Origin of the sequence: Lysobacter changpingensis, assembly GCF_017308985.1 — a bacterium.
Classification (GTDB): domain Bacteria; phylum Pseudomonadota; class Gammaproteobacteria; order Xanthomonadales; family Xanthomonadaceae; genus Lysobacter_J; species Lysobacter_J changpingensis.
The window spans coordinates 745,503-771,924 of sequence record NZ_JADWPE010000003.1; the positions used below are offsets into that span (position 1 = coordinate 745,503).

Annotated in this window: 24 protein-coding genes; 12 read left to right on the forward strand and 12 right to left on the reverse strand. The window is 69.7% G+C overall.

Annotated elements, in window-relative coordinates:
• The first annotated feature begins 9 nt into the window (after positions 1 to 9).
• From I4U41_RS10295 to I4U41_RS10305, 3 genes are all read left to right on the forward strand, one after another.
• Entirely contained in the window at positions 10 to 1,068 is a 1,059-nt protein-coding gene (locus tag I4U41_RS10295; RefSeq protein ID WP_206861043.1) for a quinone-dependent dihydroorotate dehydrogenase, read from the forward strand.
• A gap of 133 nt (positions 1,069 to 1,201) precedes the next feature.
• Positions 1,202 to 2,242: a UDP-N-acetylmuramate dehydrogenase gene (gene murB, locus I4U41_RS10300; protein WP_206861044.1), complete on the forward strand. Its 1,041-nt coding sequence runs from the start codon at positions 1,202 to 1,204 to the stop codon at positions 2,240 to 2,242.
• 54 nt (positions 2,243 to 2,296) lie between these two features.
• Entirely contained in the window at positions 2,297 to 3,166 is an 870-nt protein-coding gene (locus I4U41_RS10305; RefSeq protein ID WP_206861614.1) for a DMT family transporter, read from the forward strand.
• Between the two features lie 9 nt (positions 3,167 to 3,175).
• Here I4U41_RS10305 and I4U41_RS10310 read toward each other — a convergent pair whose 3' ends face one another.
• Positions 3,176 to 3,868, reverse strand: a complete 693-nt coding sequence (locus I4U41_RS10310; RefSeq protein WP_425492573.1) for a phosphatase PAP2 family protein — start codon at positions 3,866 to 3,868, stop codon at positions 3,176 to 3,178.
• 16 nt (positions 3,869 to 3,884) lie between these two features.
• Positions 3,885 to 5,159 carry a flavodoxin-dependent (E)-4-hydroxy-3-methylbut-2-enyl-diphosphate synthase gene (gene ispG, locus I4U41_RS10315; protein ID WP_206861045.1) on the reverse strand — a complete coding sequence of 425 codons (1,275 nt, stop codon included), beginning with the start codon at positions 5,157 to 5,159 and terminating at the stop codon, positions 3,885 to 3,887.
• Between the two features lie 122 nt (positions 5,160 to 5,281).
• On the opposite strand from ispG, the gene xseA reads away from it, so the two are divergent.
• The 3 genes from xseA to I4U41_RS10330 all read left to right on the forward strand — a co-directional run bounded on the left by xseA (position 5,282) and on the right by I4U41_RS10330 (position 8,931).
• The gene (gene xseA / locus I4U41_RS10320; protein ID WP_206861046.1) at positions 5,282 to 6,643 is read left to right on the forward strand and encodes an exodeoxyribonuclease VII large subunit; all 1,362 of its coding nucleotides are present in this window, start codon (positions 5,282 to 5,284) and stop codon (positions 6,641 to 6,643) included.
• 65 nt (positions 6,644 to 6,708) lie between these two features.
• A complete protein-coding gene (locus I4U41_RS10325) occupies positions 6,709 to 7,416 on the forward strand; it encodes a DUF1287 domain-containing protein (RefSeq protein WP_206861047.1) in 708 nt (235 codons plus the stop codon).
• Between the two features lie 42 nt (positions 7,417 to 7,458).
• Positions 7,459 to 8,931, forward strand: coding sequence for an aldehyde dehydrogenase family protein (locus tag I4U41_RS10330; RefSeq protein ID WP_206861048.1), 1,473 nt, complete (start codon positions 7,459 to 7,461; stop codon positions 8,929 to 8,931).
• A gap of 21 nt (positions 8,932 to 8,952) precedes the next feature.
• On the opposite strand, the gene I4U41_RS10335 is transcribed toward I4U41_RS10330, so the two are convergent.
• On the reverse strand, positions 8,953 to 11,835 hold the full coding sequence (locus tag I4U41_RS10335) for a sensor domain-containing phosphodiesterase (RefSeq protein WP_320415171.1): 2,883 nt from the start codon (positions 11,833 to 11,835) through the stop codon (positions 8,953 to 8,955).
• Between the two features lie 208 nt (positions 11,836 to 12,043).
• Here I4U41_RS10335 and I4U41_RS10340 point away from each other — a divergent pair, with 208 nt between their 5' ends.
• From I4U41_RS10340 to I4U41_RS10360, 5 genes are all read left to right on the forward strand, one after another.
• Complete coding sequence (locus I4U41_RS10340) at positions 12,044 to 12,598, forward strand: RNA polymerase sigma factor (RefSeq protein WP_206861049.1); 555 nt, start codon at positions 12,044 to 12,046, stop codon at positions 12,596 to 12,598.
• On the forward strand, positions 12,595 to 13,623 hold the full coding sequence (locus I4U41_RS10345) for a hypothetical protein (protein WP_206861050.1): 1,029 nt from the start codon (positions 12,595 to 12,597) through the stop codon (positions 13,621 to 13,623). The genes I4U41_RS10340 and I4U41_RS10345 overlap by 4 nt, the downstream gene beginning before the upstream one ends.
• Positions 13,620 to 14,204 (forward strand): IMPACT family protein, encoded by a 585-nt coding sequence (locus tag I4U41_RS10350; RefSeq protein ID WP_206861051.1) that lies wholly within the window; start codon positions 13,620 to 13,622, stop codon positions 14,202 to 14,204. Before I4U41_RS10345 ends, I4U41_RS10350 begins: the two co-directional genes overlap by 4 nt.
• 101 nt (positions 14,205 to 14,305) lie before the next feature.
• Positions 14,306 to 16,066 carry an ABC transporter transmembrane domain-containing protein gene (locus I4U41_RS10355; protein ID WP_206861052.1) on the forward strand — a complete coding sequence of 587 codons (1,761 nt, stop codon included), beginning with the start codon at positions 14,306 to 14,308 and terminating at the stop codon, positions 16,064 to 16,066.
• 92 nt (positions 16,067 to 16,158) lie between these two features.
• The gene (locus I4U41_RS10360; protein WP_206861053.1) at positions 16,159 to 16,851 is read left to right on the forward strand and encodes a hypothetical protein; all 693 of its coding nucleotides are present in this window, start codon (positions 16,159 to 16,161) and stop codon (positions 16,849 to 16,851) included.
• 37 nt (positions 16,852 to 16,888) lie between these two features.
• Here I4U41_RS10360 and I4U41_RS10365 read toward each other — a convergent pair whose 3' ends face one another.
• On the reverse strand, positions 16,889 to 18,532 hold the full coding sequence (locus tag I4U41_RS10365) for an acyl-CoA dehydrogenase family protein (protein WP_320415172.1): 1,644 nt from the start codon (positions 18,530 to 18,532) through the stop codon (positions 16,889 to 16,891).
• Positions 18,533 to 18,733: 201 nt separating this feature from the next.
• On the opposite strand from I4U41_RS10365, the gene I4U41_RS10370 reads away from it, so the two are divergent.
• Positions 18,734 to 19,414 carry a hypothetical protein gene (locus tag I4U41_RS10370; RefSeq protein WP_206861054.1) on the forward strand — a complete coding sequence of 227 codons (681 nt, stop codon included), beginning with the start codon at positions 18,734 to 18,736 and terminating at the stop codon, positions 19,412 to 19,414.
• Positions 19,415 to 19,472: 58 nt separating this feature from the next.
• On the opposite strand, the gene I4U41_RS10375 is transcribed toward I4U41_RS10370, so the two are convergent.
• From I4U41_RS10375 to rlmD, 8 genes are all read right to left on the reverse strand, one after another.
• A complete protein-coding gene (locus I4U41_RS10375; protein WP_206861055.1) occupies positions 19,473 to 20,744 on the reverse strand; it encodes an FAD-dependent oxidoreductase in 1,272 nt (423 codons plus the stop codon).
• Positions 20,745 to 20,847: 103 nt separating this feature from the next.
• Complete coding sequence (locus I4U41_RS10380; protein WP_115842987.1) at positions 20,848 to 21,054, reverse strand: cold-shock protein; 207 nt, start codon at positions 21,052 to 21,054, stop codon at positions 20,848 to 20,850.
• 96 nt (positions 21,055 to 21,150) lie between these two features.
• Positions 21,151 to 21,915 carry an S-methyl-5'-thioinosine phosphorylase gene (locus tag I4U41_RS10385; protein ID WP_206861056.1) on the reverse strand — a complete coding sequence of 255 codons (765 nt, stop codon included), beginning with the start codon at positions 21,913 to 21,915 and terminating at the stop codon, positions 21,151 to 21,153.
• A 103-nt stretch (positions 21,916 to 22,018) separates the two neighbouring features.
• Complete coding sequence (locus I4U41_RS10390) at positions 22,019 to 22,588, reverse strand: hypoxanthine-guanine phosphoribosyltransferase (RefSeq protein ID WP_206861057.1); 570 nt, start codon at positions 22,586 to 22,588, stop codon at positions 22,019 to 22,021.
• Positions 22,588 to 23,583 (reverse strand): beta-N-acetylhexosaminidase, encoded by a 996-nt coding sequence (gene nagZ / locus I4U41_RS10395; protein WP_206861058.1) that lies wholly within the window; start codon positions 23,581 to 23,583, stop codon positions 22,588 to 22,590. Before nagZ ends, I4U41_RS10390 begins: the two co-directional genes overlap by 1 nt.
• A 121-nt stretch (positions 23,584 to 23,704) precedes the next feature.
• Positions 23,705 to 24,397, reverse strand: coding sequence for a DsbA family oxidoreductase (locus tag I4U41_RS10400; RefSeq protein WP_206861618.1), 693 nt, complete (start codon positions 24,395 to 24,397; stop codon positions 23,705 to 23,707).
• 41 nt (positions 24,398 to 24,438) lie between these two features.
• The gene (locus I4U41_RS10405) at positions 24,439 to 24,954 is read right to left on the reverse strand and encodes a CYTH domain-containing protein (RefSeq protein ID WP_206861059.1); all 516 of its coding nucleotides are present in this window, start codon (positions 24,952 to 24,954) and stop codon (positions 24,439 to 24,441) included.
• Positions 24,955 to 24,982: 28 nt separating this feature from the next.
• Complete coding sequence (rlmD, locus tag I4U41_RS10410; RefSeq protein ID WP_206861060.1) at positions 24,983 to 26,311, reverse strand: 23S rRNA (uracil(1939)-C(5))-methyltransferase RlmD; 1,329 nt, start codon at positions 26,309 to 26,311, stop codon at positions 24,983 to 24,985.
• Positions 26,312 to 26,422 lie beyond the last annotated feature (111 nt).

Here is a 26,422-nt window from a genome sequence, read left to right on the forward strand (position 1 = left end):
CGAAAAGACATGTACGGACTCGCCCGCCCCTTCCTGTTCGGCCTGGACGCCGAAGCCGCGCACGGCGCGGCGCTCAACGCGCTGGAAGTGGCCTACCGCACCGGCGCGGGCGCGCTGCTCTCGCGCCGGCCGGCTCCGCTGCCGACGCGCGCGTTCGGGCTGACGTTCCCGAATCCGGTCGGCCTCGCGGCGGGGCTGGACAAGAACGGCGCGCACATCGACGCGCTGCTCGCGCTCGGCTTCGGGTTCATCGAGATCGGCACGGTCACGCCACGCGCGCAGGAAGGCAATCCGAAGCCGCGCATGTTCCGGCTTCCGGAGCACGAAGCGGTCATCAACCGCCTGGGCTTCAACAACGGCGGCGTGGATGCGCTGGTGCGCAATGTCGAACGCGCGAAGCGCCGGCACGGCCTGCTCGGCATCAACATCGGCAAGAACAAGGACACGCCGAACGAGTCGGCCGAGAACGACTACCTGTTCTGCCTGGAGCGCGTGTACCCGCTCGCCGACTATGTGACGGTGAACATCTCCTCGCCCAACACGGCCGGTCTGCGTGAACTGCAGGAAGAGCAGGCGCTGCGCCGTCTCGTCGGCACGTTGCGCGACGCGCAGGAACGGCTGGCCGGCGTGCACGGCCGGCGCGTGCCGATGCTGGTGAAGATCGCGCCGGACCTCACCGACAACGACGTCGAGGCCGCCGCCCGCGTACTTGGCGATCTGCACGTGGACGGCGTCATCGCGACGAACACCACCGTTTCGCGCGTGGGCATCGAAGGCTCGCCCCTGGCGCAGGAAACCGGCGGGCTCTCCGGCCGGCCGCTGCTCGGCCAGGCGACCGCGGTGCTGCGCATGATGCGCACGCGCCTGCCCGAATCGATCCCGATGATCGGCGTCGGCGGCATCCTCTCCGGTCCCGACGCCGCGGCGAAGATGGCCGCGGGCGCGACGCTGGTGCAGTGCTACACCGGCCTGGTCTATCGCGGCCCCGCGCTGATCAAGGAATGCGTCGAAGCCATGCGTCGCCGCAAGGAAGCGCCGAGCCGCGGCAACATGCCGCCGATCGTATGAGGCCTTCGATCGCCGTTCCCCCGGTTGCGGGGCCGCAAGGTTCCCTGACAGTACGACCGATGTCCCGTCCAACCGCCCGCTTCCGCAACACGAAGGCGACTCGCAGCCGCGTGAACGACGAGTGCGAATCCCGATGACCGACGCCATCCGCGTACTGCGCGACGCGCCGCTGCACTCGCGCAACACGTTCGGCGTCGCGGCGACCGCGCCCCTCCTGGCCGAAGTCGCCGACGCCCGCGCCCTGCCCGACCTGCTCGCACGGCCCGAATTCGACACGCACACGCCGCTCGTGCTCGGCGGCGGCAGCAACCTGCTGTTCGCCGGCGATCCGGCCGTCCCGCTGCTCGCGCTCACCGGGCAGGACGTTTGCGTGGTCCGCGACGAAGGCGACATCGCGATCGTGCGCGCCGATGCCGGAGTGACCTGGCACGGCTTCGTCCTGCGCATGCTGGACGAAGGCTTCGCCGGGCTGGAGAACCTCGCGCTGATACCCGGCACCGTCGGCGCCGCGCCGATCCAGAACATCGGCGCGTACGGCATCGAGGTGCGCGAGTTCATCCACGCGGTGGAAAGCTTCGAGCCCGCCACCGGTCGCGTGCACCGCTTCGACGCGACGCAGTGTGCGTTCGCGTATCGCGACAGCGTGTTCAAGCACGAGCCCGATCGCTACATCGTCACCGCCGTGGAATTCGCGCTGCCGCGCACGCCGGCGCTCAAACTCGACTACGCCGGCATCGGCGACGAGCTCGTCGCCATGGGCATCGCCTCGCCCACGCCGCGCGACGTCGCGCAGGCGGTCATCGCGATCCGCCGGCGCAAGCTGCCGGACCCGGCCGTGCTCGGCAATGCGGGCAGTTTCTTCAAGAATCCCATCGTCATGCACGCGCAAGCCGAAGCGTTGGCGGCGGAACATCCGGGCATGCCCGTGTTCCGGGGCAACGGTCCGGACACGCGCAAGCTCTCGGCCGCATGGTTCATCGACGCCTGTGGCTGGAAGGGCCACCGCGACGGCGACGCCGGCGTCGCGCCCACGCACGCGCTGGTGCTGGTGAACCACGGCCGCGCGACCGGACAGGACCTGCTCACATTGGCGCGACGCATCGCCGACTCGGTGCACACGCGCTTTTCGGTATCCATCGAACCCGAACCGCGCATCGTCGGCGCGAGCTGGTAAGGAGCCTCCACGGTGAGCGAAGCCCTGCCCCATCCGCTTCGCGCCGCGGGCTTCATGCTCGCCAGCACGCTCTGCTTCGGCGTGATGGCCATCGCCATCCGCCTGGCCTCGCAGTCGCTGAACACGCTGGAGATCGCATTTTTCCGCAACCTGTTCGGCCTGCTCACCGTGCTGCCGCTGGTGATGCGCGTCGACCCGGCCTCGCTCCGCACGCGGCAGCTGCCGCGCTATTTCGTGCGATGCGTGATCGGCATCTTCTCGATGCTGTGCGGCTTCTGGGCGATCGGCCATCTGCCGCTCGCGCAGGCGATTTCGCTGTCGTATTCCTCGCCGGTGTTCGTGACGATCCTCGCGGCGCTGCTGCTGGGCGAACACGTGCGCGGCCGGCGCTGGGCCGCGGTCGCGGCCGGCTTCATCGGCGTGCTGGTGATCGTGCGGCCGTTCTCGCACGAGTTCACCGGCGGCACGCTGATCGCGCTGCTCGCCGCGGTGCTGAGCGCGGTGGTGGCGATCCAGATCAAGCAGCTCTCGCGCGTGGATGCCGCCAACACGATCGTGCTCTACACGTACCTGTTCTGGGTGCCGATCTCGCTGGTGCCGGCGCTGTTCGTGTGGGAATGGCCGCAGGGCATCACCTGGCTGTGGGTGATCGCCGCCGGCCTGTTCGGCACGGGCGGCCAGGTGCTGTGGACGCACGCGCTCAAGCTCGGCGAGGTCTCCGCGCTGACGCCGATCAGCTTCATCCAGCTGCCGCTGGTGGCGCTGGTGGGCTGGCTCTGGTTCGACGAAACGGTAGACCTGTGGACCTGGATCGGCGCCGGCATCATCCTTTCGTCGGTCGCCTACATCGCGCACCGCGAAGCCGTGCTCCTGCGCCGGCACGCGACGACCGCACCCACGGAAGCCGCCAAGCCCGGCGAATGAGCGCCCGCGTCAGTCGGCCGCGGGATCGATGACCGGCCGCGCCCAGGGCCGGCCGTGCACGCGATACACCGAAAGGAACACCGCCGCGACCCACGCCATCGCCACGGCCCAGCCGGCGAGGATGTCGGACGGGTAATGCACGCCCAGGTACACGCGCGACAGGCCGACGAGGACCACGAACGCCGCCATCGACAGTGCGACCGGCCAGCGCCAGCGCGTGTGCCAGGCCAGCAGCACCAGCACGCATGCGAGCGTCATCGAGCCCATCGCGTGGCCGCTGGGGAAGCTGTAGGTGGTTTCCGGCGCGACCGAATCCCACAGCGCCGGGCGATCGCGCGCGAAGAACAGCTTCGCACCGATGTTGAGCAGCGCCGAGCCACCCAGCGCGATCGCCGCGAACACCGCCTCGCGATAACGGCGCAGCAGCGCCAGCACGAGCACGAACGCGACGTCGAACGGCACCACACCCCAGGCGTAGCCGACCTTCGAGATGAACACGAAGAACGTATCGAAGCCCTCGCGCGCCATCGCGTGGGCGAAACGCAGGATCGGCTCGTCGAAGGCGATGGCTTCCTGCTCGTGGATCTCGTCGGCGAGTTCGCCGAACACCCACAGCGGCAGCAGCAACCCGACGAACACCACCGCCAGACGCAGGCCGTGCCGGCGCAGCAGGCCCGCGCCGAAACGCAGGACGCTCGCCAGCGCGCCGCCGCCCGCGTCAGCCGCCACGTGCCGCGCCGGCCCCGAACTTGCGCTCGACGTAATGGTCGATCAGCGCCACGAACTCGTGCGCGATGTTCTCGCCGCGCAGGGTCACGGTCTTCTCGCCGTCCTCGAACACCGGCGCGGACGGCGCCTCGCCCGTGCCCGGCAGCGAGATGCCGATGTTCGCGTGGCGCGATTCGCCCGGGCCGTTCACGACGCAGCCCATCACCGCGAGCGTCAGGTTTTCCGCGCCCGGATGCGTCACCTTCCACTCCGGCATCTTCGCGCGCACGTGTTCCTGCACGGTCTTGGCCAGCTCCTGGAAGAACGTGCTGGTGGTGCGACCGCAGCCCGGGCACGCGGTGACCATCGGCGTGAACGCGCGCAGGCCCATGGTCTGCAGCAGTTCCTGCGCGACGACGACCTCGTTCGTGCGCGGCTGGCCCGGCTCCGGCGTGAGCGAGATGCGGATCGTGTCGCCGATGCCCTCCTGCAGCAGCACGCCCAACGCCGCGCTGGAGGCGACGATGCCCTTGCTGCCGATGCCGGCCTCGGTCAGGCCCAGGTGCAGCGCGTACTTGCCGCGGCGCGCGAGTTCGCGATACACCGCGATGAGTTCCTGCACGCCGCTGACCTTCGCACTGAGCACGATGCGGTCCGCCGGCAGGCCGAGTTCCTCCGCGCGCGCCGCCGAATCCAGCGCCGAGCGGATCAGCGCCTCGCGCAGCACTTCGCCGGCCTCGCGCGGCTCGGCGAGCGTGTGGTTCTCGTCCATCAGCTGCGCGGCCAGCGCTTGGTCGAGCGAGCCCCAGTTCGCGCCGATGCGCACCGGCTTGCCGTAACGGATCGCCAGTTCGATCAGCGTCGCGAACTGGCTGTCCTTCTTCTTGCCGAAGCCGACGTTGCCCGGGTTGATGCGGTACTTCGCCAGCGCTTCGGCACAGGCCGGCTCGGCGGTGAGCAGCTGATGCCCGTTGTAGTGGAAGTCGCCGATGATCGGCACGTTGACGCCCATCATCGCCAGCTTGTCGACGATGCGCGGCACGGCGGCGGCGGCTTCAAGCGTGTTGACGGTGACGCGGACCATTTCCGAGCCGGCGCGCCACAGTTCGGCGACCTGCTTCGTGGTGGAGGCGACGTCGGCCGTGTCGGTGTTCGTCATCGACTGCACGACGACCGGATGGCCGCCGCCGACGTCGACGCCGCCGATGCGCACCGCCGTCGTCAGGCGGCGTGGCAGGGGTCCGAAACCGGGATGGGCGCAGGGCGCCTGGGCGTGCGAATTCATGCGCCTATTGTAGGCCACGCGGCCGTGGCGACCGCGCGTCTTCACGCGGCCGGGCGTGCGAACGATCACGTGACCGACGCCCCCTCCTGAGGTACCGTGGCCGGCCATCGAACGGCCCCGCCATGCCCTCCTTCGCCGACGCCAGCCGCCCCGACACGGTGCTCACGCCCAGCCAGCTGAACACGCTGGCGCGCGACCTGCTGGAAGGCGCCTTTCCCTCGATCTGGGTCGAGGGCGAGCTGGGCAACGTCTCGCGCCCCTCGTCGGGCCATCTGTACTTCACGATCAAGGACGCGCGCGCGCAGGTGCGCTGTGCGATGTTCCGGCCCAAGAGCAGCTGGCTGCGCTTCACTCCGCGCGAAGGGCTGCGCGTGCTCGGCCGGGGCCGGCTCACGCTGTACGAAGCGCGCGGCGAGTACCAGATGGTGTTCGACCACCTGGAGGAAGCCGGCGAAGGTGCGCTACGCCGCGCGTTCGAGGAACTCAAGGCGAAGCTCGCCGCCGAGGGCCTGTTCGACGCCGAACGCAAGCGCCCGCTGCCGCGCTTCGCGCGGCGCATCGGCGTGATCACCTCGCCCAGCGGCGCTGCCGTGCGCGACGTGCTGAGCGTGTTGTCGCGCCGTTTCCCGCTGGTGCGGGCCGACGTGCTGCCGGTGCCCGTGCAGGGCGAAAGCGCGGCGGCGCAGATCACCACGATGCTGCTCAAGGCGATCGCCGCGCAGCGCTATGACGTGATCGTGCTCGCGCGCGGGGGCGGTTCGCTGGAAGACCTGTGGGCGTTCAACGATGAACGGCTGGCGCGCACGATCGCCGCCTCGCCCGTGCCTATCGTCTCCGCCGTCGGCCACGAAACCGACTTCAGCCTCAGCGATTTCGCCGCCGACGTGCGCGCGCCGACGCCGTCGGTCGCCGCCGAACTGCTGGTGCCCAATCGAGAGGACCTGCTGCACCGGCTGCGCGTGCTCGACGCGCGCCTGCGCAACCTGCAATTGCAGCGGTTGCGCCAGGCAATGCAGCGCGCCGATCGCGCGGCGCTGCGCCTCAACGCGCTGCGTCCCCGCGCCCGGCTGGACATGTTGTGCCGGCGGCAGGCCGATGCGCTGCGTCGCCTCGACGCCGCATGGAAACGCCGCATCGAACGCGAACGCGCCCACCTTCGCCACGCCGACGCGGTGCTGCGCGCCGCGCATCCGCAGCGTCGCATCAACCGCCTGCGCGAACGCCTGGCCGCGATGGCGCAACGACCGCAGTCGGCCATCGTGCGCCGGCTGTCGAAGGAAGCACTGCACCTGCGCGGACTCGCGCGCTCGCTCGAAGCGGTGAGCCCGCTGGCGACGGTCGCGCGCGGGTATTCGATCCTGCGCCACGACGACGGCCGGATCGTCCGCAGCGTGCTGGATGCGGCGCCGGGCGATCGGCTGTCGGCACGGCTGTCTGATGGCGAACTGGCCGTCCGGGTGGAAGCGAAGGACACGCGCGACTGAGTGGCCGGGATCGCGCGCCGGATCGCGCATAGAATCGCCGCAACGCCACCGCCTACGGGCATCGCATGCGTCCATCCAGACCGGCCCGTCCGCTCCTGCTGGTATCGCTGTCCTTCTGCCTGATCGCCTGTGAACGTACTCCGGTGGCCCCGGCGCCCGCGCCAACCACGCCACAGCGCGCCGCGCCGCCCACGAGGCCGCCGTCGCCGCCACTCGTCGCCGCCGCGCGCGAACAGATCGGCGTGACCGTGCGTTACGACCCGGAATACACCGCGATCGCTTACCCCAACGGCGACGTGCCGGTCGATCGCGGCGTGTGCACCGACGTGGTGGTCCGCGCCCTGCGCCGGCAAGGGCTCGACCTGCAACGTGCCGTGCACGAGGACATGCGCCGGAATTTCGCCGCGTATCCGCGCATGTGGGGCGCACGCGCGCCGGACCGAAACATCGACCATCGTCGCGTGCCGAACCTGATGCGCTGGTTCGCGCGACAGGGCTGGGAGCTGCCGTCGTCCGGAAACGCCGCGGATTACCAGCCGCAGGACATCGTCGCCTGGCGCCTGCAGGGCAGCGGGTTGCTGCACATCGGCATCGTGTCCGACCTCACCTCGCGCGAAGGCGTGCCGTTGATCCTGCACAACATCGGCTGGGGCACGCGCGAGGACGACATCCTGTTCGGCCACGCGATCATCGGCCATTACCGCCCGCCGGTCGCCGGGCTCGACGTCGTCGCGAACATGTCCGCGTCTCCCGCGCAGACCACCGCGCACTAACGGCCGCTCGCCTACACTGCCGGCTTTTCCGGGGAGTCCATCATGCCCAAGGACAAGAAGAAGACGCGCGCCGGCAAGGGATTGAAGTCGAGCTATCCCTACTACCTCGCCAACGCGCCGGTCGCGGCCAACACCGGCCTCGACGTGCTCGACAAATACAGCGGCCAGCGCGCGACGCGCGTGGCGCTGGCGGACGCGGCGGCCGTGCGCAAGGCGATCGTCGCCGGTTACCAGGCGCGCGAGTCGATGGCGGCATTCCCGCCGGACGCGCGCCGCGACGTGCTCGAACATTGCGTGCGGCGCTTCACCGAGCGCTTCGAGGAACTCGCGCTCGCGCTGTGCATCGAAGCCGGCAAGCCCATCCGCGACGCGCGCGGCGAAGTCACGCGACTGATCGACACCTTCCGCATCGCCGCCGGTGAAGCCACGCGCATCGGTGGCGAGGTGATCGAGCTGCAGATCTCGCCACGCACCCGCGGTTATCGCGGGATGACGAAGCGCGTGCCGATCGGCCTGTGCGGGTTCATCACACCGTTCAATTTCCCGCTGAACCTGGTCGCGCACAAGGTCGCGCCGGCGATCGCCGCCGGCTGCCCGTTCGTGCTGAAACCTTCGGAAAAAACCCCGATCGGCGCGCTGATCATCGGCGAGATCCTGGCCGAGACCGACCTGCCGAAAGGCGCGTTCTCCATCCTCGCCTGCAGCAACGACGACGCCGCGCAACTGGTCGAGGACGAGCGCGTCGCGCTGTTGAGTTTCACCGGCGGCCTTGTCGGCTGGGACCTGAAGGCGCGCGCCGGTCGCAAGAAGGTGACGCTGGAACTCGGCGGCAACGCGGCATGCATCGTCGATGACGAGCCGGGCGCAGCGCTGGATCACGTCGTCGAGCGCCTCGTCTTCGGCGCGTACTACCAGAGCGGCCAAAGCTGCATCAGCGTGCAGCGCATCCACGCGCACGCGGCGGTGTACGACAAGCTGCGCAAGAAGCTCAAGGCCGCGGTGGCGAAGCTGCGCATGGGCGATCCGCGCGAAGAGTCCACCTTCATCGGTCCGATGATCGACGAGAAGGCCGCGCAACGCATCGAGTCGTGGATCGCCGCCGCGCGCAAGGGCGGCGCGAAACGGCTGGCCGGCGGCGAACGCAACGGCAACATGGTGCCGGCGGCGCTGCTGGAAAACGTGCCGCACGACAGCGACCTGTACCGCAAGGAAGCCTTCGCGCCGGTCGCATTGATCGAACCCTTCGAGGACTTCGAACGGGCGCTCGACCAGGTCAACGACAGCGATTTCGGCCTGCAGGCCGGCGTGTTCACCGGCCGGCTGGAACACGCGATGCGCGCGTGGGACCGGCTGGACGTCGGCGGCGTGATCGTCGGCGACGTGCCGAGCTTCCGCGTCGACAACATGCCCTACGGCGGCGTGAAGCACTCGGGTCTCGGGCGCGAGGGCGTGCGTTACGCGATGGAGGACATGACCGAACAGCGGCTGCTGGTGATCCGCGATCCGGTGGAGTGACCGAGGCGCTGCGGCGCCGGATCAGCTGGTGACGGCAACCTTCAGCGGCGCCACGCGCAGGCGTTCGGCCGGATAGCCGAACAGATAGCCCTGTCCGTACGTGCAGCCCAGTTCGCGCAAGGTCGCGCGCTGGGCTTCGTTTTCAACGCCTTCGCCGATTGTGTGGATGCCCAGCGTGCCGGCCAGCGCCTGGATCGCGCGCACCACCGCCACGCTTTCCGGCTGCGTGTCGCCGACCAGGCCGGAGACGAAACTCTGGTCGATCTTCAGGCATTCGATCGGGAAGCGGTGCAGGTACGACAGCGCCGAGAAACCGGTGCCGAAGTCGTCCAGTTGCGCCAGCACGCCGTGGCTGCGCAGCGTGCGCAGCATGCGCAGCGCGCGCGGCACGTCGTCGAGCAGCGCGACCTCGGTGATCTCGATGCGCAGGCGATGCGGGTCCGCGCCGGCCTGGTCGATCATCCGCAGCAGCCGGTCGGCGAAGTCCGACGAGCGGAAGTGCCGCGGCGACACGTTCACCGAGATGTAGCCCTCGCCGCCGCGCGCGAGTTCGTCCATCACCTGCCGATACAGGATCCAGTCGACCTCCTCGATCAGCCCGCTGTCCTCGCCCACGCCGATGAATTCGCTCGGCGTGAGCAGGCCACGGCGTTCGTGGCGCCAGCGCAGCAGCGCTTCGTGGCCGATCACGCGCTGGTCGTCCAGGCGCACGATCGGCTGGTAGAACGCGACGAAACCATCGCCGTTGATCGCGCGGCGCAGGTCGGCTTCCAGGTCGAGGATGCGCACGGCCTCCTCGCGCATCGCCTCGTCGAACACGGCGCAGCGATCGCGGCCGGCCGACTTGGCGCGATACATCGCCGCGTCCGCATCGCGCAGCAGTTCGGCGCCGGTGCGATAGCGCGGATGCCACAGCGCGATGCCCAGGCTCGCCGACGGGAAGACTTCGCGACCGGCGATCCAGCACGGTTCACCCAGCGCGCGCAGCACGCGCTGCGCGAGTTCCTCGGCGACCTGCGGGCCGTCGATGTCCTCGATGAGGATCGCGTACTCGTCGCCGCCCAGGCGCGCGACGGTATCGTCGGTGCGCACCGCATCGACGATGCGCCGGCCGGTTTCGATCAGCAGTTCGTCGCCCGCGGAATGACCGACGGAATCGTTGACCAGCTTGAAGCGGTCAAGGTCGAGGAACAGCACCGCGAACGTGCGCTGCGAATCGCCCTGCGCACGCGCGATGGCGTGCGACAGGCGATCGAGCAGTTGGCTGCGGTTGGGCAACCCGGTGAGCGCGTCGTGCGTGGCCTGGTGCGTGAGCTGCTGCTCCACGCGCAAACGCTCGCCGATCTGCGAAAGCAGTTCCGCATTCGCCTGCGCCAGTTCGCGCGTGCGCGATTCCACGCGCTGTTCGAGTTCCGCATGCGCGGCGACCAGGCGATCCTGCGACTGCTTGCGCGCCAGGCCAATCGAGATGTGGTGCGCGACGAACGTCAGCAGCTCCTGGTCCCGCACGCTGAAGTTGATCGCCGGCGAATAGCTCTGCACGGTGATCACGCCGACCACCGCCTCGTTGCGGAACAGCGGCACGCCCAGCCAGCAATGCGCCAGCGAACCACGGCTGCGCAGCACGCCCTGCGTTTCCAGCGCGGCGATGCGCTTGCGGTCGGCCAGCAGCGGCCGGCCGCGTGCGATCACGTACTCGGTCAGGCCCGAGGTGAGCTTGCGCGTTTCGCGCACGGCATCGCGTTCGTCGATCGAGTACGGGAATTCCAGCCGCTCGCCGTCGTCGGTGAGCAGTGCGATGTAGAAGTTGCGCGCGTACAGCAGGTCGCTGACGACGTCGTGCACCTGCGTGTAGAAGCGCTCCAGCGTCTCGGAGGTGATCGACAGCTCGGCGATGCGGAACAGCGCGCGTTGCAGGCGTTCGGCGCGCTGGCGCTCGATGATCTCCGCCTGCAGGTCGCGGTTGCTCAGCTGCAGCGCCTGCGTGCGCTCCTCGACGCGGCGTTCGAGTTCCTCGCGCGCATGGAAGCGGTCGAGCGCGGTCAGGATGTGCTGCGCGACGAAGGCGAGCAGCGCGCGTTCCTCTTCGCCATAGACATCGGGGCGGTCGTAGCTCTGCACCACGATCGCACCGCAGATGCGGTCGTCGCGACGCATCGGCACGCCGAGCCAGTCCTCGCTGTCCGGACCGTGGCGGATGTCGCGCGCGACGCCGAGGCGTTCGCGGATCGCGGCCGACGGCCCCTGCAGCGGCTCGCCATGGCGCAGCAGCGCGACCGTCACCGAATTCGGCATCTCGTCCACGGGGATGTCGCGCTCGGGCTCGGCCACGTAGGTGTCGCGCTGGTCGGCGAAGTACAGGAAGCGCATCGAATCGCGCACGTCGTCGTACAGCACGATGTACAGGTTCGCCGCATACATCAGGCCGGCGACGACGGTGTGGATCCGGCGCAGCATGTCGGCCAGTTCGAGGTCCGAGCCGGCAAGATCCGCGATCTCGAACAGCGCCTGCTGCAGCCGTTCGGATTTCTCCAGCGACTCCGCGCGCGCCAGCGTGCGCAGCGCCACCAGGTGCGCGCCGATGACGATGCGCGCCAGCGCCAGCCACATCTCGCGCGTTTCCGACGACAGCGCCGCCGGCAGTTGCGCGGCGAGGCCGACGCGCACGCCTTCGGAGGTGGTCCAGCTCGCCTCGATGCGCTGGGAATGCTGGGTCAGCGGATCGCGGGTGAGCAGCGACTCGGCGCGGTGGGCCAGCGACGAGCTCGCGCCGGGCGAAGCCGATCCGGCCACACCGCCGTAGCCGTCGCGCCACAGCACGGCGACTTCCGACCCGGCCGGCAGGGCTTCCTGCAGCGTGTCCGCGAGCGCGTCCCGCCCGCTGCGGGCGTCGACGATTCTCACGGCCTTGGGCCTGGGACGAGTGGACACTGCGGAAGAAACCCCTGGGCGGACGGGGCAGGATAACGCGGCAATTCGCCCGCGTGCTCAACCCCATCCGGAACTGCGACCCGTTCGTCTGAATATGAACCTCGCAGCGCATGCGGTCGCCGGACCGGCCCGCGACTCCCGCGACTTCCCGCCGGCGCCCTCACCCCGTACCCTGCCGCGCATGAATGCGGGAGCGGACACCGACGACGACGTGCTGATGCTGGCCTGGGCGGCCGGCGACGCCGCGTCGTTCGAGCTGCTCTACGCGCGCCATCGCGGACCGCTGTACCGTTTCCTGCTGCGGCAGGTGCGCGATCCGGCGCTTGCGGACGAGTTCTTCCAGGACGTCTGGCAGCGCGTGATCGCCGCGCGCCAGGGCTGGAAACCCGAGGCCGCGTTCAGGACCTGGCTGTTCCGCATCGCCCACAATCGCCTCAACGATTACTGGCGCGGCCTGAAGCATCGCCCCGCCGCGCCCGACGACGCCGACGAGCGCGCTGCCCGAGTGCCCGACCCGAGCAGCCCGGAGCGCGAGCTGTCGGAGTTCGAACAGCGCCGTCGCCTGCAGCTGGCGATCGAGGAACTTCCGGACGAGCAGCGCGAAGCCGTGCTGCTGCGGCTGGAGCAGGAACTGAGCCTGGAGGAGATCGGCGCGATCACCGGCGCCGGCCGGGAAACCGTCAAGTCGCGGCTTCGCTATGCGATGGGCAAGCTGCGCGCGAGATTGAACGAATGAGCCGCTTCGACGACGAACCGCTGAGCCCGGAAGAACGCGCGCTGGCCGACCGCCTGGCGCGGCTGGGCCCGCACGACGGCCCGTCGGCGGCGCTGGACGCGAAGATCCTCGCCGCGGCCCACGCCGCCGTGGCGGGACCCGCGCGCCGTCGCCGCCGGCTGGGACTCACCGCGATTCCCGGCGGACTGATCACCGGCGCCGGCATGGCCGCCGCGCTGGTGCTGGTTATCGGCACCGTGTGGCAGTTGCGGCCGTCCGATCCGGCGCCGCGGCCGGCGCGCGGCGAGGGCGATGGTGCCTATGTCAGCGCGGAAATCATCGAACGACGCCAGCAGGTGGTGGCTCCGCCGCCGCCTGCCGCGGAAGCGCCCGCGACGGCGAAGGCGTTGAACCCGCCGCCTGTCGACCGGGCTGCGGTGGTGGCGCAGCGAAAGGCGACCGCAGCGGCTCCGGCCGCTGCTCCGGCGCCCTTGCCGGAGGAAGCGCCGGCCGGCGCGGCACCCCGCATCGCGACGGTCGGTCCGGACGAGCATCCCGCCGCGTTCCGCAAGGACGCCGCGGATGCGCGAAGCCGGGATGCCTTCGCCGCCCCGGCGGCGGCTCCCGTGGCGCCGCGCGAAGTGCAGGCGTACTCCGACGCCGAACGGAGCGAGGCTTTCCAGCTCGCCCGCGCACGCCAGCAACGCAGCGACGAGCAGACGGTCGCCGCCGAACGCGACGTCGCGGCCTCCGTGCCTGCCGCAGCTTCCGTCGCCGCCCCGGCCAGTGCCGAACCGCCGTCCACGCTCGATCGCGTCGAAGTCACCGGCAGCCGGCTCGCTTCGGAGGGCGGGATCGCCGCCACGCCCGTCGTCGAGGACGCGCGCCTGGAGCCGGCCGCATGGCTCGAACGCATCCGCGAGCGCCGCGACGCCGGCAACGTCGAGGACGCGCGCGAAAGCCTCGCGCAGTTCCGCAAGGCGTATCCGCGCGTGCGCCTGCCGCGCGACCTGCGCGCGCTCGCGCAGCCCGCCACGACGCGATGAGCAGCACGCTCGCCGGCCCGACCTCGCATGTACTGGAGGTCAAGCACAGCCGTTTCCTGGTGAACGCCGCGCCGGTCGAGACGCCGGAGGACGCGCTGGCATTCGTCGCGCGCGTCGGCGATCCCGACGCCACGCACAACTGCTGGGCCTACCGCATCGGCGGCGAATACCGCTTCAACGACGACGGCGAACCGGCCGGTACCGCCGGACGCCCGATCCTCGCCGCCATCGACGGCCAGGGCCTGGACCGCGTGGTCGCGGTGGTGACGCGCTGGTTTGGCGGCATCAAGCTCGGCGCGGGCGGCCTCGTTCGCGCCTACGGCGGCAGCGCGGCCGAATGCCTGCGCATCGCGCCGCGTCGCCCGCTGGTGGTGTTCGCCGAATTCCGCCTCGCCTACCCGTTCGCCGAAACCGGCACGGTGCACGCACTGATCGCGCAATTCGAGGCGGAAAAACTCGACGAACGCTTCGAGACGGACGGCGTCCACCTGCTCTTGCGCCTGCCGGCCGATCGTGCCGACACCTTGAAAGCCCGCCTGCGCGACGCCACCCGTGATCGGGTGCGTTTCTCCGAGGCGTAGGCGGTTCTCCCGCCGAGGCCGAAACGCGGAAACTTCCGACACTCGCGCGCGGTCCGTTCCGCGTTCCGCGGTTCCACCGCCGCCTCCATACTGGCCATCCGATGACCGACGCCCCTTCCGCCAACGCTCCGATCGGCAGTTTGCGCACGCTGTGGCCGTTCGTGCGCCGCCACCGCGCACTGTTCGTCGCCTGGCTCGTCGCGCTGGCAGGATCCAGCGCGGCCACGCTCAGCCTGCCGGTCGCGTTCCGCACGATGATCGACCAGGGCTTCGCGCAGGGCGGCGGCGCGGCGATCGATCGGGCATTCCTGCTGCTGTTCGCCGTGGCGGTGGCGCTCGCGCTGGCGACCGCCGCGCGCTTCTTCTTCGTCTCGCTCCTGGGCGAACGCGTGGTGGCCGACCTGCGCGAACGCCTCTATTCGCATCTCATCGCACTCGATGCCGGTTTCCACGACCGGAACCGCAGCGGCGAACTCGTCTCGCGCCTCACCGCGGACGCCGAACTGCTGCGCAGCGTGGTGGGATCGAGCATGTCGGTCGCGCTGCGAAGTCTCGTGACCGTCGTAGGCAGCCTGGCGATGCTGTTCGTCACCGCGCCGCGGCTGGCGGCGTTCGCGCTGGTAGGCATCCCGCTGGCGGTATTGCCGATCGTCGTCGGCGGGCGACGGTTGAAGAAGATCTCGCGCGCCAGCCAGGACCGCATCGCCGACGCCAACACGCTGGCCAACGAAACCCTCGGCGCGATCCGCACCGTGCAGGCGCACGCGCGCGAGCCGTACGAACGCGACCGCTTCGGCACCGCGCTGCGCGAGGCCGTCGACACCGCGCGTCGCCGCATCCAGGCGCAGGCCTGGGTCACCGCCATCGCCATCGTGCTGATCTTCGGCGCGATCACCCTGGTGCTGTGGTCCGGCGCGCACGATGTCGTCGCCGGCCGCATGAGTGCGGGCACGCTGGGCCAGTTCGTGCTCTACGCGTTGATCGGCGGCGGTTCGGTCGGCGCGTTGGCCGAAGTCTGGAACGAACTGCAACGCGCGGCCGGCGGCATGGGGCGCATCAGCGAACTGCTGGTGGAAACCGCCTCCGTGAAACCGCCCGCGCATCCGGTTGCGCTGCCGAAGCCCGTGCGAGGCGAGCTGGCGTTCGAACGCGTGAGCTTCCACTACCCGCTCCGACCCGATGCGCCAGCCTTGGAGGATTTCGACCTGCGCGTGCGGCCCGGTGAGACGGTCGCGCTGGTGGGTCCATCGGGCGCGGGCAAGAGCACCGTGTTCTCGATGCTGTTGCGCTTCCACGATCCGCAGTCCGGCGCGGTGCGCGTGGACGGCGCCGACGTACGCCAGCTCGATCCGGCCGAACTGCGCGAGTCGATCGCGCTCGTGCCGCAACAGCCGACGATCTTCGCGGCAAGCGCGCGCGACAACATTCGTTACGGGCGCCTCGACGCGAGCGACGCGGACGTCGAGCACGCCGTCAAGGCCGCGCATGCGTCGGACTTCATCGCCGCCCTGCCGCAGCGGCTGGACACCGAGCTCGGCGAACGCGGCGCGCGCCTCTCCGGCGGCCAGCAGCAGCGCATCGCCATCGCTCGTGCGCTGTTGAAGGACGCGCCGATCCTGCTGCTCGACGAGGCCACCAGCGCGCTGGACGCGCAGAGCGAACGTGCCGTGCAGCAGGCGCTGGAAACGCTGATGGAAGGCCGGACCACGCTGGTGATCGCGCACCGGCTCGCCACCGTGCTCAAGGCCGACCGCATCGTCGTGATGGATCACGGCCGCATCATCGCCGAGGGCACGCACGAGCAACTGCTGGCGCAGGGCGGGCTGTATTCGGAACTGGCCAAGTTGCAGTTCCTGGATTGATCCCGCCCAAGTCGTTGCCGCGACGGTTGATCCGTTGCCTTCAAGGAATACTGCCGAGCCTGACGCTTGTAACCCTTCGCCGAGGAGCAAGGATGCACTGGAAGAAGATCGCGATGCTTTCCGCCATGCTGACCGCGGTGCTGTTCGCCGGACTATTCATGGGCCCGGCCTACCGTTGGGGCGAGATCGAACTGAAACGCCGTGCCGAGGCGCCCGACCCGGTGGTCGCTACCACGGACGAAACTCGCGCCATCCTGACCGCAGTGTTGGCGCATCACGTCTACGAGGGCGTCCCGCTTCGGCCGCCAGCACAGGGGGATCCGCCGCGCGAAGACTCGCCGCGCACGCTCATCGTCTCCGATCGGTCCCTGTGCCTGTACCGAAAGACACCACGCGTGGGCTGCAGCGATGGAGATGCCCTCGTCCTGTACTCCGAACTGGACTCTGTCGCACCACTCAAGCTGCGCACCGAACTGGTGATGGCAAACCGGCAAACGCAACCGTTGTCGCTCGATGGCATCCCGGGAACACGCGTGGTAGCGCAAGCCGATATCGACCGCGTGCTCCAGCAGCCCGGCTGGTGGGCAGCGTTCTATCGCAAGGTCGGCCAGTCAGCCGGCATGGTGCGGATCGCGCGACCAGTTGTCAGTCCCGATGGGGCGCGCGCGCTGATCCTCGTCGACCACTCGTGCGACGGTCTCTGCGGAAGCGTCACGCTATTCGCATTGGATCACCGGAATGCCCAGTGGCACGTGTCTGAAACGTTCCTGCTGGCGGTCAGGTAGCTGCACCTCTCGCATCCGACCATCACAGCCGCAGGCGCTATCCCGCAGACCACGCCCGTCCAATCAACGTGCCCAGCTCGAAATCCCGCGGCAACGTCCCGTACGCATTGCCATGATCGCCGCCGATGCGCGTGGCGCAGAACGCCGCCGCCATCGGGCTGCCGTTGCGCAGCAGCAGGCTCGCCTGCAACGCGATCGCCAGTGCTTCCACCCAGCGTCGAGCCTCGACTTCACCCGGCACGCTCCGGCCTTCCAGCACCGGCCGCAGCTCGGCGAGTTCCGCGTCGAAATCCGGATCGAGCTGACCCGCCACCTCGAGTTCGGCCAGCAGCGCGCGTCCGGTCTGCGGCTCGCGTTGCAGCGCTCGCAGCACGTCCAGGCACTGGATGTTGCCGCTGCCTTCCCAGATCGAATTCAGCGGCGCCTGCCGATAGAGGCGCGGCAGCATCGATTCCTCGATGTAACCCGCGCCACCCAGGCATTCCTGCGCCTCGTTGACGAAGCCCGGCGCGCGGCGGCATATCCAGTACTTGCCGGCGGCCGTGGCGATGCGTGCGAACGCGGCTTCCTGTGGATCGTACGGAGCGCGGTCGACCGCACGCGCCACGCGCATCGCCAAGGCGATCGACGCCTCGGCCTCGATCGCCAGGTCCGCCAGCACGTTGCGCATCAACGCGTGATCGGCCAGGCGCTTGCCGAAGCTCGCGCGGTGATGCGTGTGATGCATCGCCTGCGCCAGCGCCATGCGCATTTCCGCGGCGGCGCCGAGCATGCAGTCCAGCCGCGTGAGCATCACCATCTCGATGATGGTCGCCACGCCGCGCCCTTCCTCGCCGATGCGGTACGCCCACGCGTCCATGAACTCGACTTCCGATGACGCGTTCGACCAGTCGCCGAGCTTGTCCTTCAGCCGCATCAGCGCGAAGGCGTTCTTGACGCCGTCGGGCGTCCATCGCGGCATCAGGAAGCAGCTGAGCCCGGCGGGCGCCTGCGCGAGCACGAGGAACGCGTCGGACATCGGCGCGGAGAAAAACCACTTGTGGCCGACCAGCCGGTATTCGCCCTCGCCGGACAGCGGCATCGCGACGGTCGTGTTGGCGCGTACGTCGCTGCCGCCCTGCTTCTCGGTCATGCCCATGCCGAGGGTGATGCCCAGCTTCTGCTCGCACACGATGTCGCGCGGGTCGTAGAACGGCGACGTCGCCTTGCCTTCCCAACCGGCCAGCCGCGGTGCGTGGCGCAGCACCGGCACGGCGGCGTGCGTCATCGTCAACGGACAGCTCGTGCCCGGTTCGACCTGATGGTGCAGGTAGCTCAGCGCCGCGCGCGCGACGTGCGCGCCCGGACGCGGCTGCGCCCACGACAACCCCGCGACGCCGTGCTCGATCGCCGCCTGCATGATGCGGTGGTAGTTCGGATGGAACTCGACCAGGTCGATGCGCTGGCCGAAACGATCGTGCGTGCGCAGCCGCGGCCGGTCGCGATGCGCGTCGAAACTGAGCCGGTACAGCTCGTCGCCGGCGAGCGCGCCGTAGGTGGCCAGCGACTCGGCGAAATCGCCGCCGCCCTCGCGAACCACCGCCTCGCGCAGCGCGACGTCGTCCTTCCACAGGTCGCGCGGGGCGAATTCCGGCGGCTGGTTCTCGACGCGATGCGTGGCGAACGGCGGCAGAGGGTCCACTGCGGCTCCTGCGGGGATGGAGGGGCACCGATGAAACGATTCTAGGAGGACACAGGGGGCCTCCGGAACGCTACGTAGGCCGGCCCGGTCGGCGGCCGCTGCCGCCGGGAAAAAACCGCATGTCCGCCGGAACGGGCCGCCATTAAGGTGCGCGCCCGGCCGGCACATCGCCAGGACGGCACCGACTCTCAAGGAACGTACATGAACAAGCTCCTCCCCCTGCTCCTGCTGTCCACGACGGCTTTTTCGGCGAACGCCGCCGGCCTGCGCTACAGCTTCGTCGAGGCCGGTTATGCGCAGGCGAAGATCGACTCCGGCAGCGACCAGGCCCTCGGCCAGGACCAGTGGGCCCACATCGACGACATGAAGCCCAGGGGCGCCTACGTGCGCGGCTCCGTGGCGGCCGGCGAAACGCTGTACGTGCTCGCCGATTACCGCCAGGGCAAGGACACTACCGGTTTCGGCATCGGCAACGCCGTGACGTCCTCGGACGGCTCGTTCGAAGCGGACGTCGAGCAGGGCTCGATCGGCCTGGGCTTCCGCCGCGGGATCTCCGAACGCACCGACCTCATCGGCGAAGTCGCCTACCTGTGGACGCACGCCAAGGTGTACGACGTCCGTGTCGACGGCCGCCACAGCCTCAACACGAGCGATGCCGGCGCGAGCGACGCCCGGTTGTCGGTCGGCGTGCGCAGCCGCATGGGCAAGCATGTCGAAGGCTGGGCGCTGGCGAACTACATCGGTGGCGATGCCTACGACCGCGATTTCGGCGCCACGCTCGGCGGCCAGCTGAAGCTCAACGAGACCTGGGGCCTGGTCGGCGAAGCCAACCTCGGCGGCACGATCAGCGAATACCGCGTCGGCATTCGCGCCAGCTTCTGACGCGCGCGCCGCGATTCGCTCGTGAGGGAAGCCCCGCTCCGGCGGGGCTTTTCGTTCGCTACGGCGCCTCGCCGGCGGGACGGCCCAACGCGAGGAAGCTGCGCTCGGCCAATGCATCGAGGAAGCCGGGGTCGAGCGCGAACGTGCCCAGCCAGCCGCGGCGCGTCCCGGTGAGCACGCGCAGCATCTGCCCGCGCCCGCCCGGCACGCGTGAGAGCGGATGGAAGACGAGGTCGCGCATCGCCGCCAGGCGATCGCGTTCGGACTGGAACAGCGGCGTCAGCCAGCGGCTCCAGAAGTGATACGCCGACAGATGATCGCGGCGGCGGCGCTCGTAATCGGCGAAAGCATCGGCGGTGCGGCCGTGCGTCCGCAACGCGTCGCGCAGCGCCAGCGCGTCGACCAGCGCCATGTTCACGCCCTGCCCGAGCTGCGGGCTCATCGCATGCGCGGCATCGCCCATCAGCACCGCGCGACCACGATGCCAGCGACGCTGCACGGTGTCGCGATAGCGCGCCTGCGCGAGGCCGGCCGGAACCGCGGTATCGCGCAGGCGTTCGGCGGCTTCGGGCCACACGGCGGCGACGTCGTCGCGCCAGGCGGCCTCATCCGTGCCAGCGCTCGGCAGCGCGGCGGCAGGCAGGCTCCAGAAGAAACTCAAGCGCGGCACGGAATCGCCAGGCCGCGTGCCGACCGGCAGCATGCCGGCCATGCGGCGGGCGCCGACGTAGCGCTGGCGCAGCTCGTCGGGGAACGCCCACGCCTCCTGCGCGACCAGGCACCACTGCGCGCCCCACGGGTACGGCCGATCGAGTGCCGGCGCGGCGACCGCGCCGCGCAGCGCCGAGGCCGAGCCGTCGGCGACGATCACCACGTCGAACGCGCCGTGTTCGGCGCCATGTTCGTCGCGCAGCACGCCACGATCGGCGTCCACCTCGACGATGCGCCGGCCGCAATGCACGCGGCGGCCTTCGCGCCATGCGTCGTCCAGCAGCCCGAACAGCGCGCCGCGCTGCATGCCCAGGCCGAAGAAGCGCGGCTCCAGCTCGTGGTAGCGCATGTCCATCACCGCGCGCCCGGCGGTGGTCTCGCCGAACAGGCGGCCGATGCGCGCGCCGTGCGCCAGCGCCGCGTCGAGAAGGCCGAGCTCCCACAGCACCGCCAGTCCGGTCGGCTGCAGCAGGAAGCCGGCGCCGACGGGGCCGAGTACCGGTGCGCGTTCGAAGACCTCGACGTCATGCCCGTCGCGCGTGAACAACAATGCAGCCGCCTGCCCGGCCGTGCCATAGCCGACGATGCCGATGCGCAGGGGCGAAGCTGGAAGTTCCATCCTTGAACCGATCGTGCCTTCGGTCAGTGCCCGCGGTCGGGGCGAAAAAAAGGCCCCGCGAGAGCGGGGCCTTCGAACGCGATGTGGCGTGGTTCCCGAGGGATCACGCGACCACGTTGATGTTGGACGCCTGGGCGCCCTTCGGGCCCTGCGTCAGCTCGTAGCTCACGCGCTGGCCTTCCTGCAGGCTGCGGAAGCCCTTGGCGTTGATCGCGGAGAAGTGCGCGAACACATCTGCGCTGCCATCTTCGGGGGAAATGAACCCGAAGCCCTTGGCGTCGTTGAACCACTTCACGGTGCCGTACTGCATGTCCTTGTCAACCTCATGCTGGATGCGAGTCGCGCACCGACGCGGATGCGATCCGGAGCGCCCGGCGAGTATGCAAACTGAATGCCGGCTTGACAATCACCTTTTGACAGGGGCGCCGAGCAGGGCCGACAGGAGGCGCGGCAGACCGGACGAAGCGGCGGCGACATTGTCCAGGACATCCTGCAGCGTGATGACCTCGTCGACGTCCGGCCCCGCCCCCGCCGCCCAATTGGCGACGATGGCCAGGCAGGCGTACTCCAGCCCCAGTTCGCGGGCGAGTCCGGCCTCGGGCATGCCGGTCATGCCGACCAGGTCGCAGCCGTCGCGCCGCATGCGGGCGATCTCCGCGCGGGTTTCCAGGCGCGGGCCCTGGGTGGCGCCGTAGCAGCCGTCGGCGACCAGTTCGACGCCGGCCCGCTGGGCGGCCTCGATGACCGCCTCGCGCAGCGAGCGCGTGTACGGCTCGCCGAAATCCACGTGCAGCACGTCGGTGCCGGGCTCCTCGCAGATCGTCGAGATGCGGCCCCAGGTGTAGTCGATCAGCTGGTCCGGGCACGCCAGCACGCGCGGGCCGAAGCGTTCGGTGATGCCGCCGACGGTGTTCATCGCGAGCACGCGCGTGGCGCCGAGCGCCTGCAGCGCGGCGAGGTTGGCGCGGTAGTTGATCTTGTGCGGCGGCAGTGAATGGCCTTCGCCGTGGCGCGCCAGGAACGCGACGCGGTGGCCGTCGAGCGTGCCGATGCGGATGGGCCCGGACGGCGCGCCGAAGCGCGTGTCGGGCTGCTGCGTCTCCACGTCCTGCAGGTCGGCCAGCATGTACAGGCCGGTGCCGCCGATGACGGCGAGTTCGATGTTGCTCATTCGGTTTCTCTGGTTTGCGTGTCGGCTCGACACCATCCCACCCAACCTCCCATTGAACGGGAGGGCTTTGCGCGGTTCCTTCGAATGGGGAGGGGCCGGAGGCTCAGTCCTTCAGCGCGTAGATCGCCGGCAGGTTGCGGCCCTGCTCGTGGTAGTCCATGCCGTAACCGAAGACGTAGCGGTCCGGCACTTCGACGCCGACGTAGTCCGCGCAGATGCCTTCGACACAACGGTCGTGCTTCTTCACCGCCAGCGCGGCGATGCGCACGTCGCGCGCGCCCTGCTCCTGGCACCAGTCGCGGATCGCCGCCAGCGTGTGGCCCTCGTCGAGGATGTCGTCGACGAGCAGCACGCGGCGCCCCTTCAGCGGCGTGGCCGGACGGTGCTTCCACACCAGCTCGCCGCCGGAGGTCTCGCCGCGATAGCGCGTGGCGTGCAGGTAATCGAATTCCAGGTCCTGGCCCAGCGCGCCCAGTTCCATCGCCAGTTGCGCGGCGAACGGCAGGCCGCCGTGCATGATCGTCAGATACACCGGCACATCGGCGGCGGTGTAATCGGCATCGATGTCGCGTGCCATGCGCGCGATGGCCTGCTCCAGCGTGGCGCGGTCGAGCAGAAGATCGGAATTGGCCAGCGCCGCGGCCAGGTCGTGCGTGTTCGCAATGGTTTCCATCAAGCCAGTCCTTCCTGCCGGTTGCGCGCCACGCCGTAGCGGGCGTCCGCGAGCAACCCGTCCCATCCCAGGGCGCCGCGGCCGATCAGGCCGGTCAGCGCCATCGTGTTGAGCTTGCGGCCTTCGACGGCCGCCAGCGATTCCTCCACCAGCTGCGGGTGGCAGACGAGCACCGCGTCGCAGCCCGCGTCGTAGTGCGCGTCGATGCGGCCCTTCACGCCACCGGCGTGTTCACCGGCCTTCATGCCGATGTCGTCGCTGAAGACGACGCCACGGAAATGCAGCTCGCCGCGCAGGATCTCCTCGATCCAGCGCCTGGAATAGCCGGCCGGTTCCGGCGCGATGGCCGGGTACTTCACGTGCGCCATCATCACCGCGTCGGCCTTGGCGTCGATGCCGGCGATGAACGGGATGAGGTCGTTCGCACGCAGTTCGTCGAGCGAACGCGGGTCGACCGCCTCGCCGAAGTGCGTGTCGGCCTGCACCGAGCCATGGCCGGGGAAATGCTTCAGCGTCGCCGGCATGCCGGCGGCGTGCATGCCGCGGATGTAGGCGCGGGTGAAGTCGGCGACGACCGCCGGATCCCCGGAGAACGCGCGATTGCCGATGGCGAGGTTGCCGCGTCCCAGGTCGACCACCGGCGCGAAGCTCAGGTCCACGCCGCTGGCGAGCACTTCCTTCGCCATCAGCCAGGCGTGTTCCTCCGCGAGCTTGAGCGCGGCCTCGGGATCGGCGGCATAGCGGCGGCCGAAACCGTCGAGCGGCGGCAGCGCGCTGTAGCCCTCGCGGAAGCGCTGCACGCGCCCGCCTTCCTGGTCGACGCAGACCAGCTGCGGGCGCGGCGCGGCCTCGCGGATGGCGGCCGACAGTTCGGTCACCTGCGCCTTCGATGCGAAGTTGCGGCTGAACAGGATCACGCCGGCGCACGCGTCGTGCTGCAGCCAGTCGCGCTCCTGCGTGGTGAGTTCGGTACCGGCGACGCCGATCACGAGCATGCGGAAGACTCCAGTGGACACTTCGTCAGGGCGGACCGCGCCGTACGCGCGGAGCCGCATTGTCGCGCAGATGCCCTGGCGGGGCATCCGCACGCATGGGACCAGTGTGAACGCGCGGTGCTCAGACCGCGCAACCGCCCGGACCGCAGGCGTCGCCGCCGGCGCGCTCGTCGGTGGGCCGCGATTCGAGCCCCAGGCGCTCGAATACCTGCGCGAACACCGCCGGCGTCTGCGCGCCCTGCACCGCCAGGCGGCCGTCGAACACGAACGTCGGCACGGCCTGGATGCCCAGCGCCTGCGCCTGGGCGAGCTGGGCGCGGACTTCGGCCACGCCTTCGTCGGAGTCGAGCATCGCCCGCACGCGCGCCTCGGTGAGTCCGCCTGCGGCACCGGCCTCGACCAGCGTCTGCACGTCGGCGAGATTCCGCCCTTCGGCGAAATGCACGCGGAACAGCGCCTCGCCGACCTTGTCCGCATCGCCTTCGCGACCGGCGAGCCAGATCAGCCGATGCGCCTTGAGCGTGCTCACGCGCACCTGTCCGCGATCGAAATCGAACGGCAGGCCTTCGGCAAGGCCGGTGGCCTGGGTCTGCGACAGGATCTGTTCGGTGCGCTGCGCGCCGCCGAACTTCTTTTCGTACGCCTCGCGCAAGGGCACGGGCGTGTCGTCGGATTCGGGATCGAGCTGGAATGCGTGCCAGTGGATCTCGGCCGTGCGGCCCTTGTCGCCCAGCTGCGCCAGCGCTTCGCGCAGCCGGTGCTTGCCGATCCAGCACCAGGGGCAGACCACGTCGGACCAGATGTCGATGCGCAAGGGAGTGTTGTCCATTGAATTGAAGTGGGGCCGGGCCGGCCTTACGCAACCACGCCGGCGCGCTCGTCGGCGCTCCACTGGCTGTACGGGCGCGTGGCGAGCGCGAGGTTGTAGTAGCGCGAGGCGTCGGTGACCTCCGCGCCGATCCACTCCGGACGCGCGAATGCCTCGTCGGCGCTGGACAGTTCGATCTCCGCCACCACCAGCCCGGCGTTGTCGCCGAGGAACTCGTCGACCTCCCACAGATGGCCTTCGTGCCGCACGTAATGGCGGCGCTTGTCGACGAGTCCTCCGACGCACAGCGCGAGCAGCGCGCGTGCATCGGCGACCGGAATGGCGTAGTCGAATTCCTGCCGCGTATGGCCGAGTTCGCGCGACTTGAGGTTGAGGAAGGCCTCGTCGCCGGCGATGCGCACGCGCACCGACGCCTTCATCGCGCCTTCGTCCATCGCCTTCTGGTCGTTGATGTAGCCCTGCGCCATCGGCACCACGTCGCGCGCGGCTGCGCGCCAGCCGTCGCCGGTGACCAGGAATTTGCGTTCGATTTCGAGGGCCATCTTCGTGATTCCTGCAGGACGAAAGCGGTCAGCGCTCGAACAACGCAATGGATTCGACATGCGCCGTATGCGGGAACATGTCCATCACGCCGGCCGCCTTCAGCTTCCAGCCGCGCTCTTTCACCAGGAAACCCGCATCGCGCGCCAGCGATGCCGGGTGGCAGCTGACGTAGACGATACGGTCGAACTGTTTCAGCGGAAGCTGCGCGAGCACGACGTCGGCGCCGGAACGCGGCGGGTCGAGCAGCAGCTTGTCGAAGGGCTGCTTCATCCAGTATTCGCTCGACAGGTCCTTCGCCAGGTCCGCCGCGTGGAACTCGGCGTTCGCGATGCCGTTGTGCGCGGCGTTCTCGCGCGCGCGGCGGACGAGGCCCGCCTCGCCTTCCACGCCCACCACTTCGCGCACCTGGCGCGCCAGCGGCAAGGTGAAATTGCCCAGGCCGGCGAACAGGTCGAGCACGCGGTCTTCGGGCCTGGGATCGAGCAGGTCGATCGCCAGCTGGATCATCTTGCCGTTGAGGCCGGCGTTGACCTGGATGAAATCCAGCGGGCGGAACAGGAATTCCAGGTTCCATTGCGGCAGCGAGAACGCCAGCTTCGGCGATTCCGGCCACAGCGGATGCACGCTGTCCACGCCGCCAGGCTGCAGGAAGATGGCGAAGCCGTGCGTCTTTCCGAAGGCGACCAGCGCATCGCGATCGCCGTCGGACAACGGCGCCAGATGGCGAATGGTCAACGCGACGCCGCTGAAATCGTCCTGCGCGTCGCCCGCGATGAACTCGATCTGCGGGATCTCGCGGCGCGCCTGCATGCCGTCGATGAGCGCGGCCAGTTCCGGCAGCTTCGACGCGATCTGCGGCATCACCGTGTGGCATTCGCGGATGTCGGCGACGAAACGCGGATCGGTCTCGCGGAAACCGACCAGCGTCTTGTCCTTCTTCTCCACGCGACGCACCGAGAACCGGCCCTTGCGGCGATAGCCCCATGCGCCGTCGACGAGCGGCGCCAGGATGCGTTCGGGCTCGACGTGGCCGATGCGCTCGAAGTTCTCCATGAGCACGCGCTGCTTGGCGAGGATCTGCCTGCCCTCGTCGTAGTGCTGCAACGCGCAGCCGCTGCACACGCCGAAATGCGCGCAGCGTGGCGCGACGCGTTCGGGCGCGGCGTCCAGGACCTCGACGGTCCGGGCTTCATCGAAACTGCGGTGGCGGCCGGTCTGGGAGGCCATGACGCGTTCGCCCGGCAGCGCGCCGGCGACGAACACGGCCTTGCCGTCGGGACGGCGGGCAACGCCGCGTCCGTCGTGGGTCAGGTCGGTGATGGAAACTTCGAAGGGGGTCTGATCGATGCGGGCCACAGCGGCTGGCGATACTGCTCAACAGGGCCGCGTATTGTCGCAGATCGCGGCTGGGGGGCCGGGATTCGGTACTCGGGATCCGTCATTCCGGAGAAGGCCGGGATCCAGGCG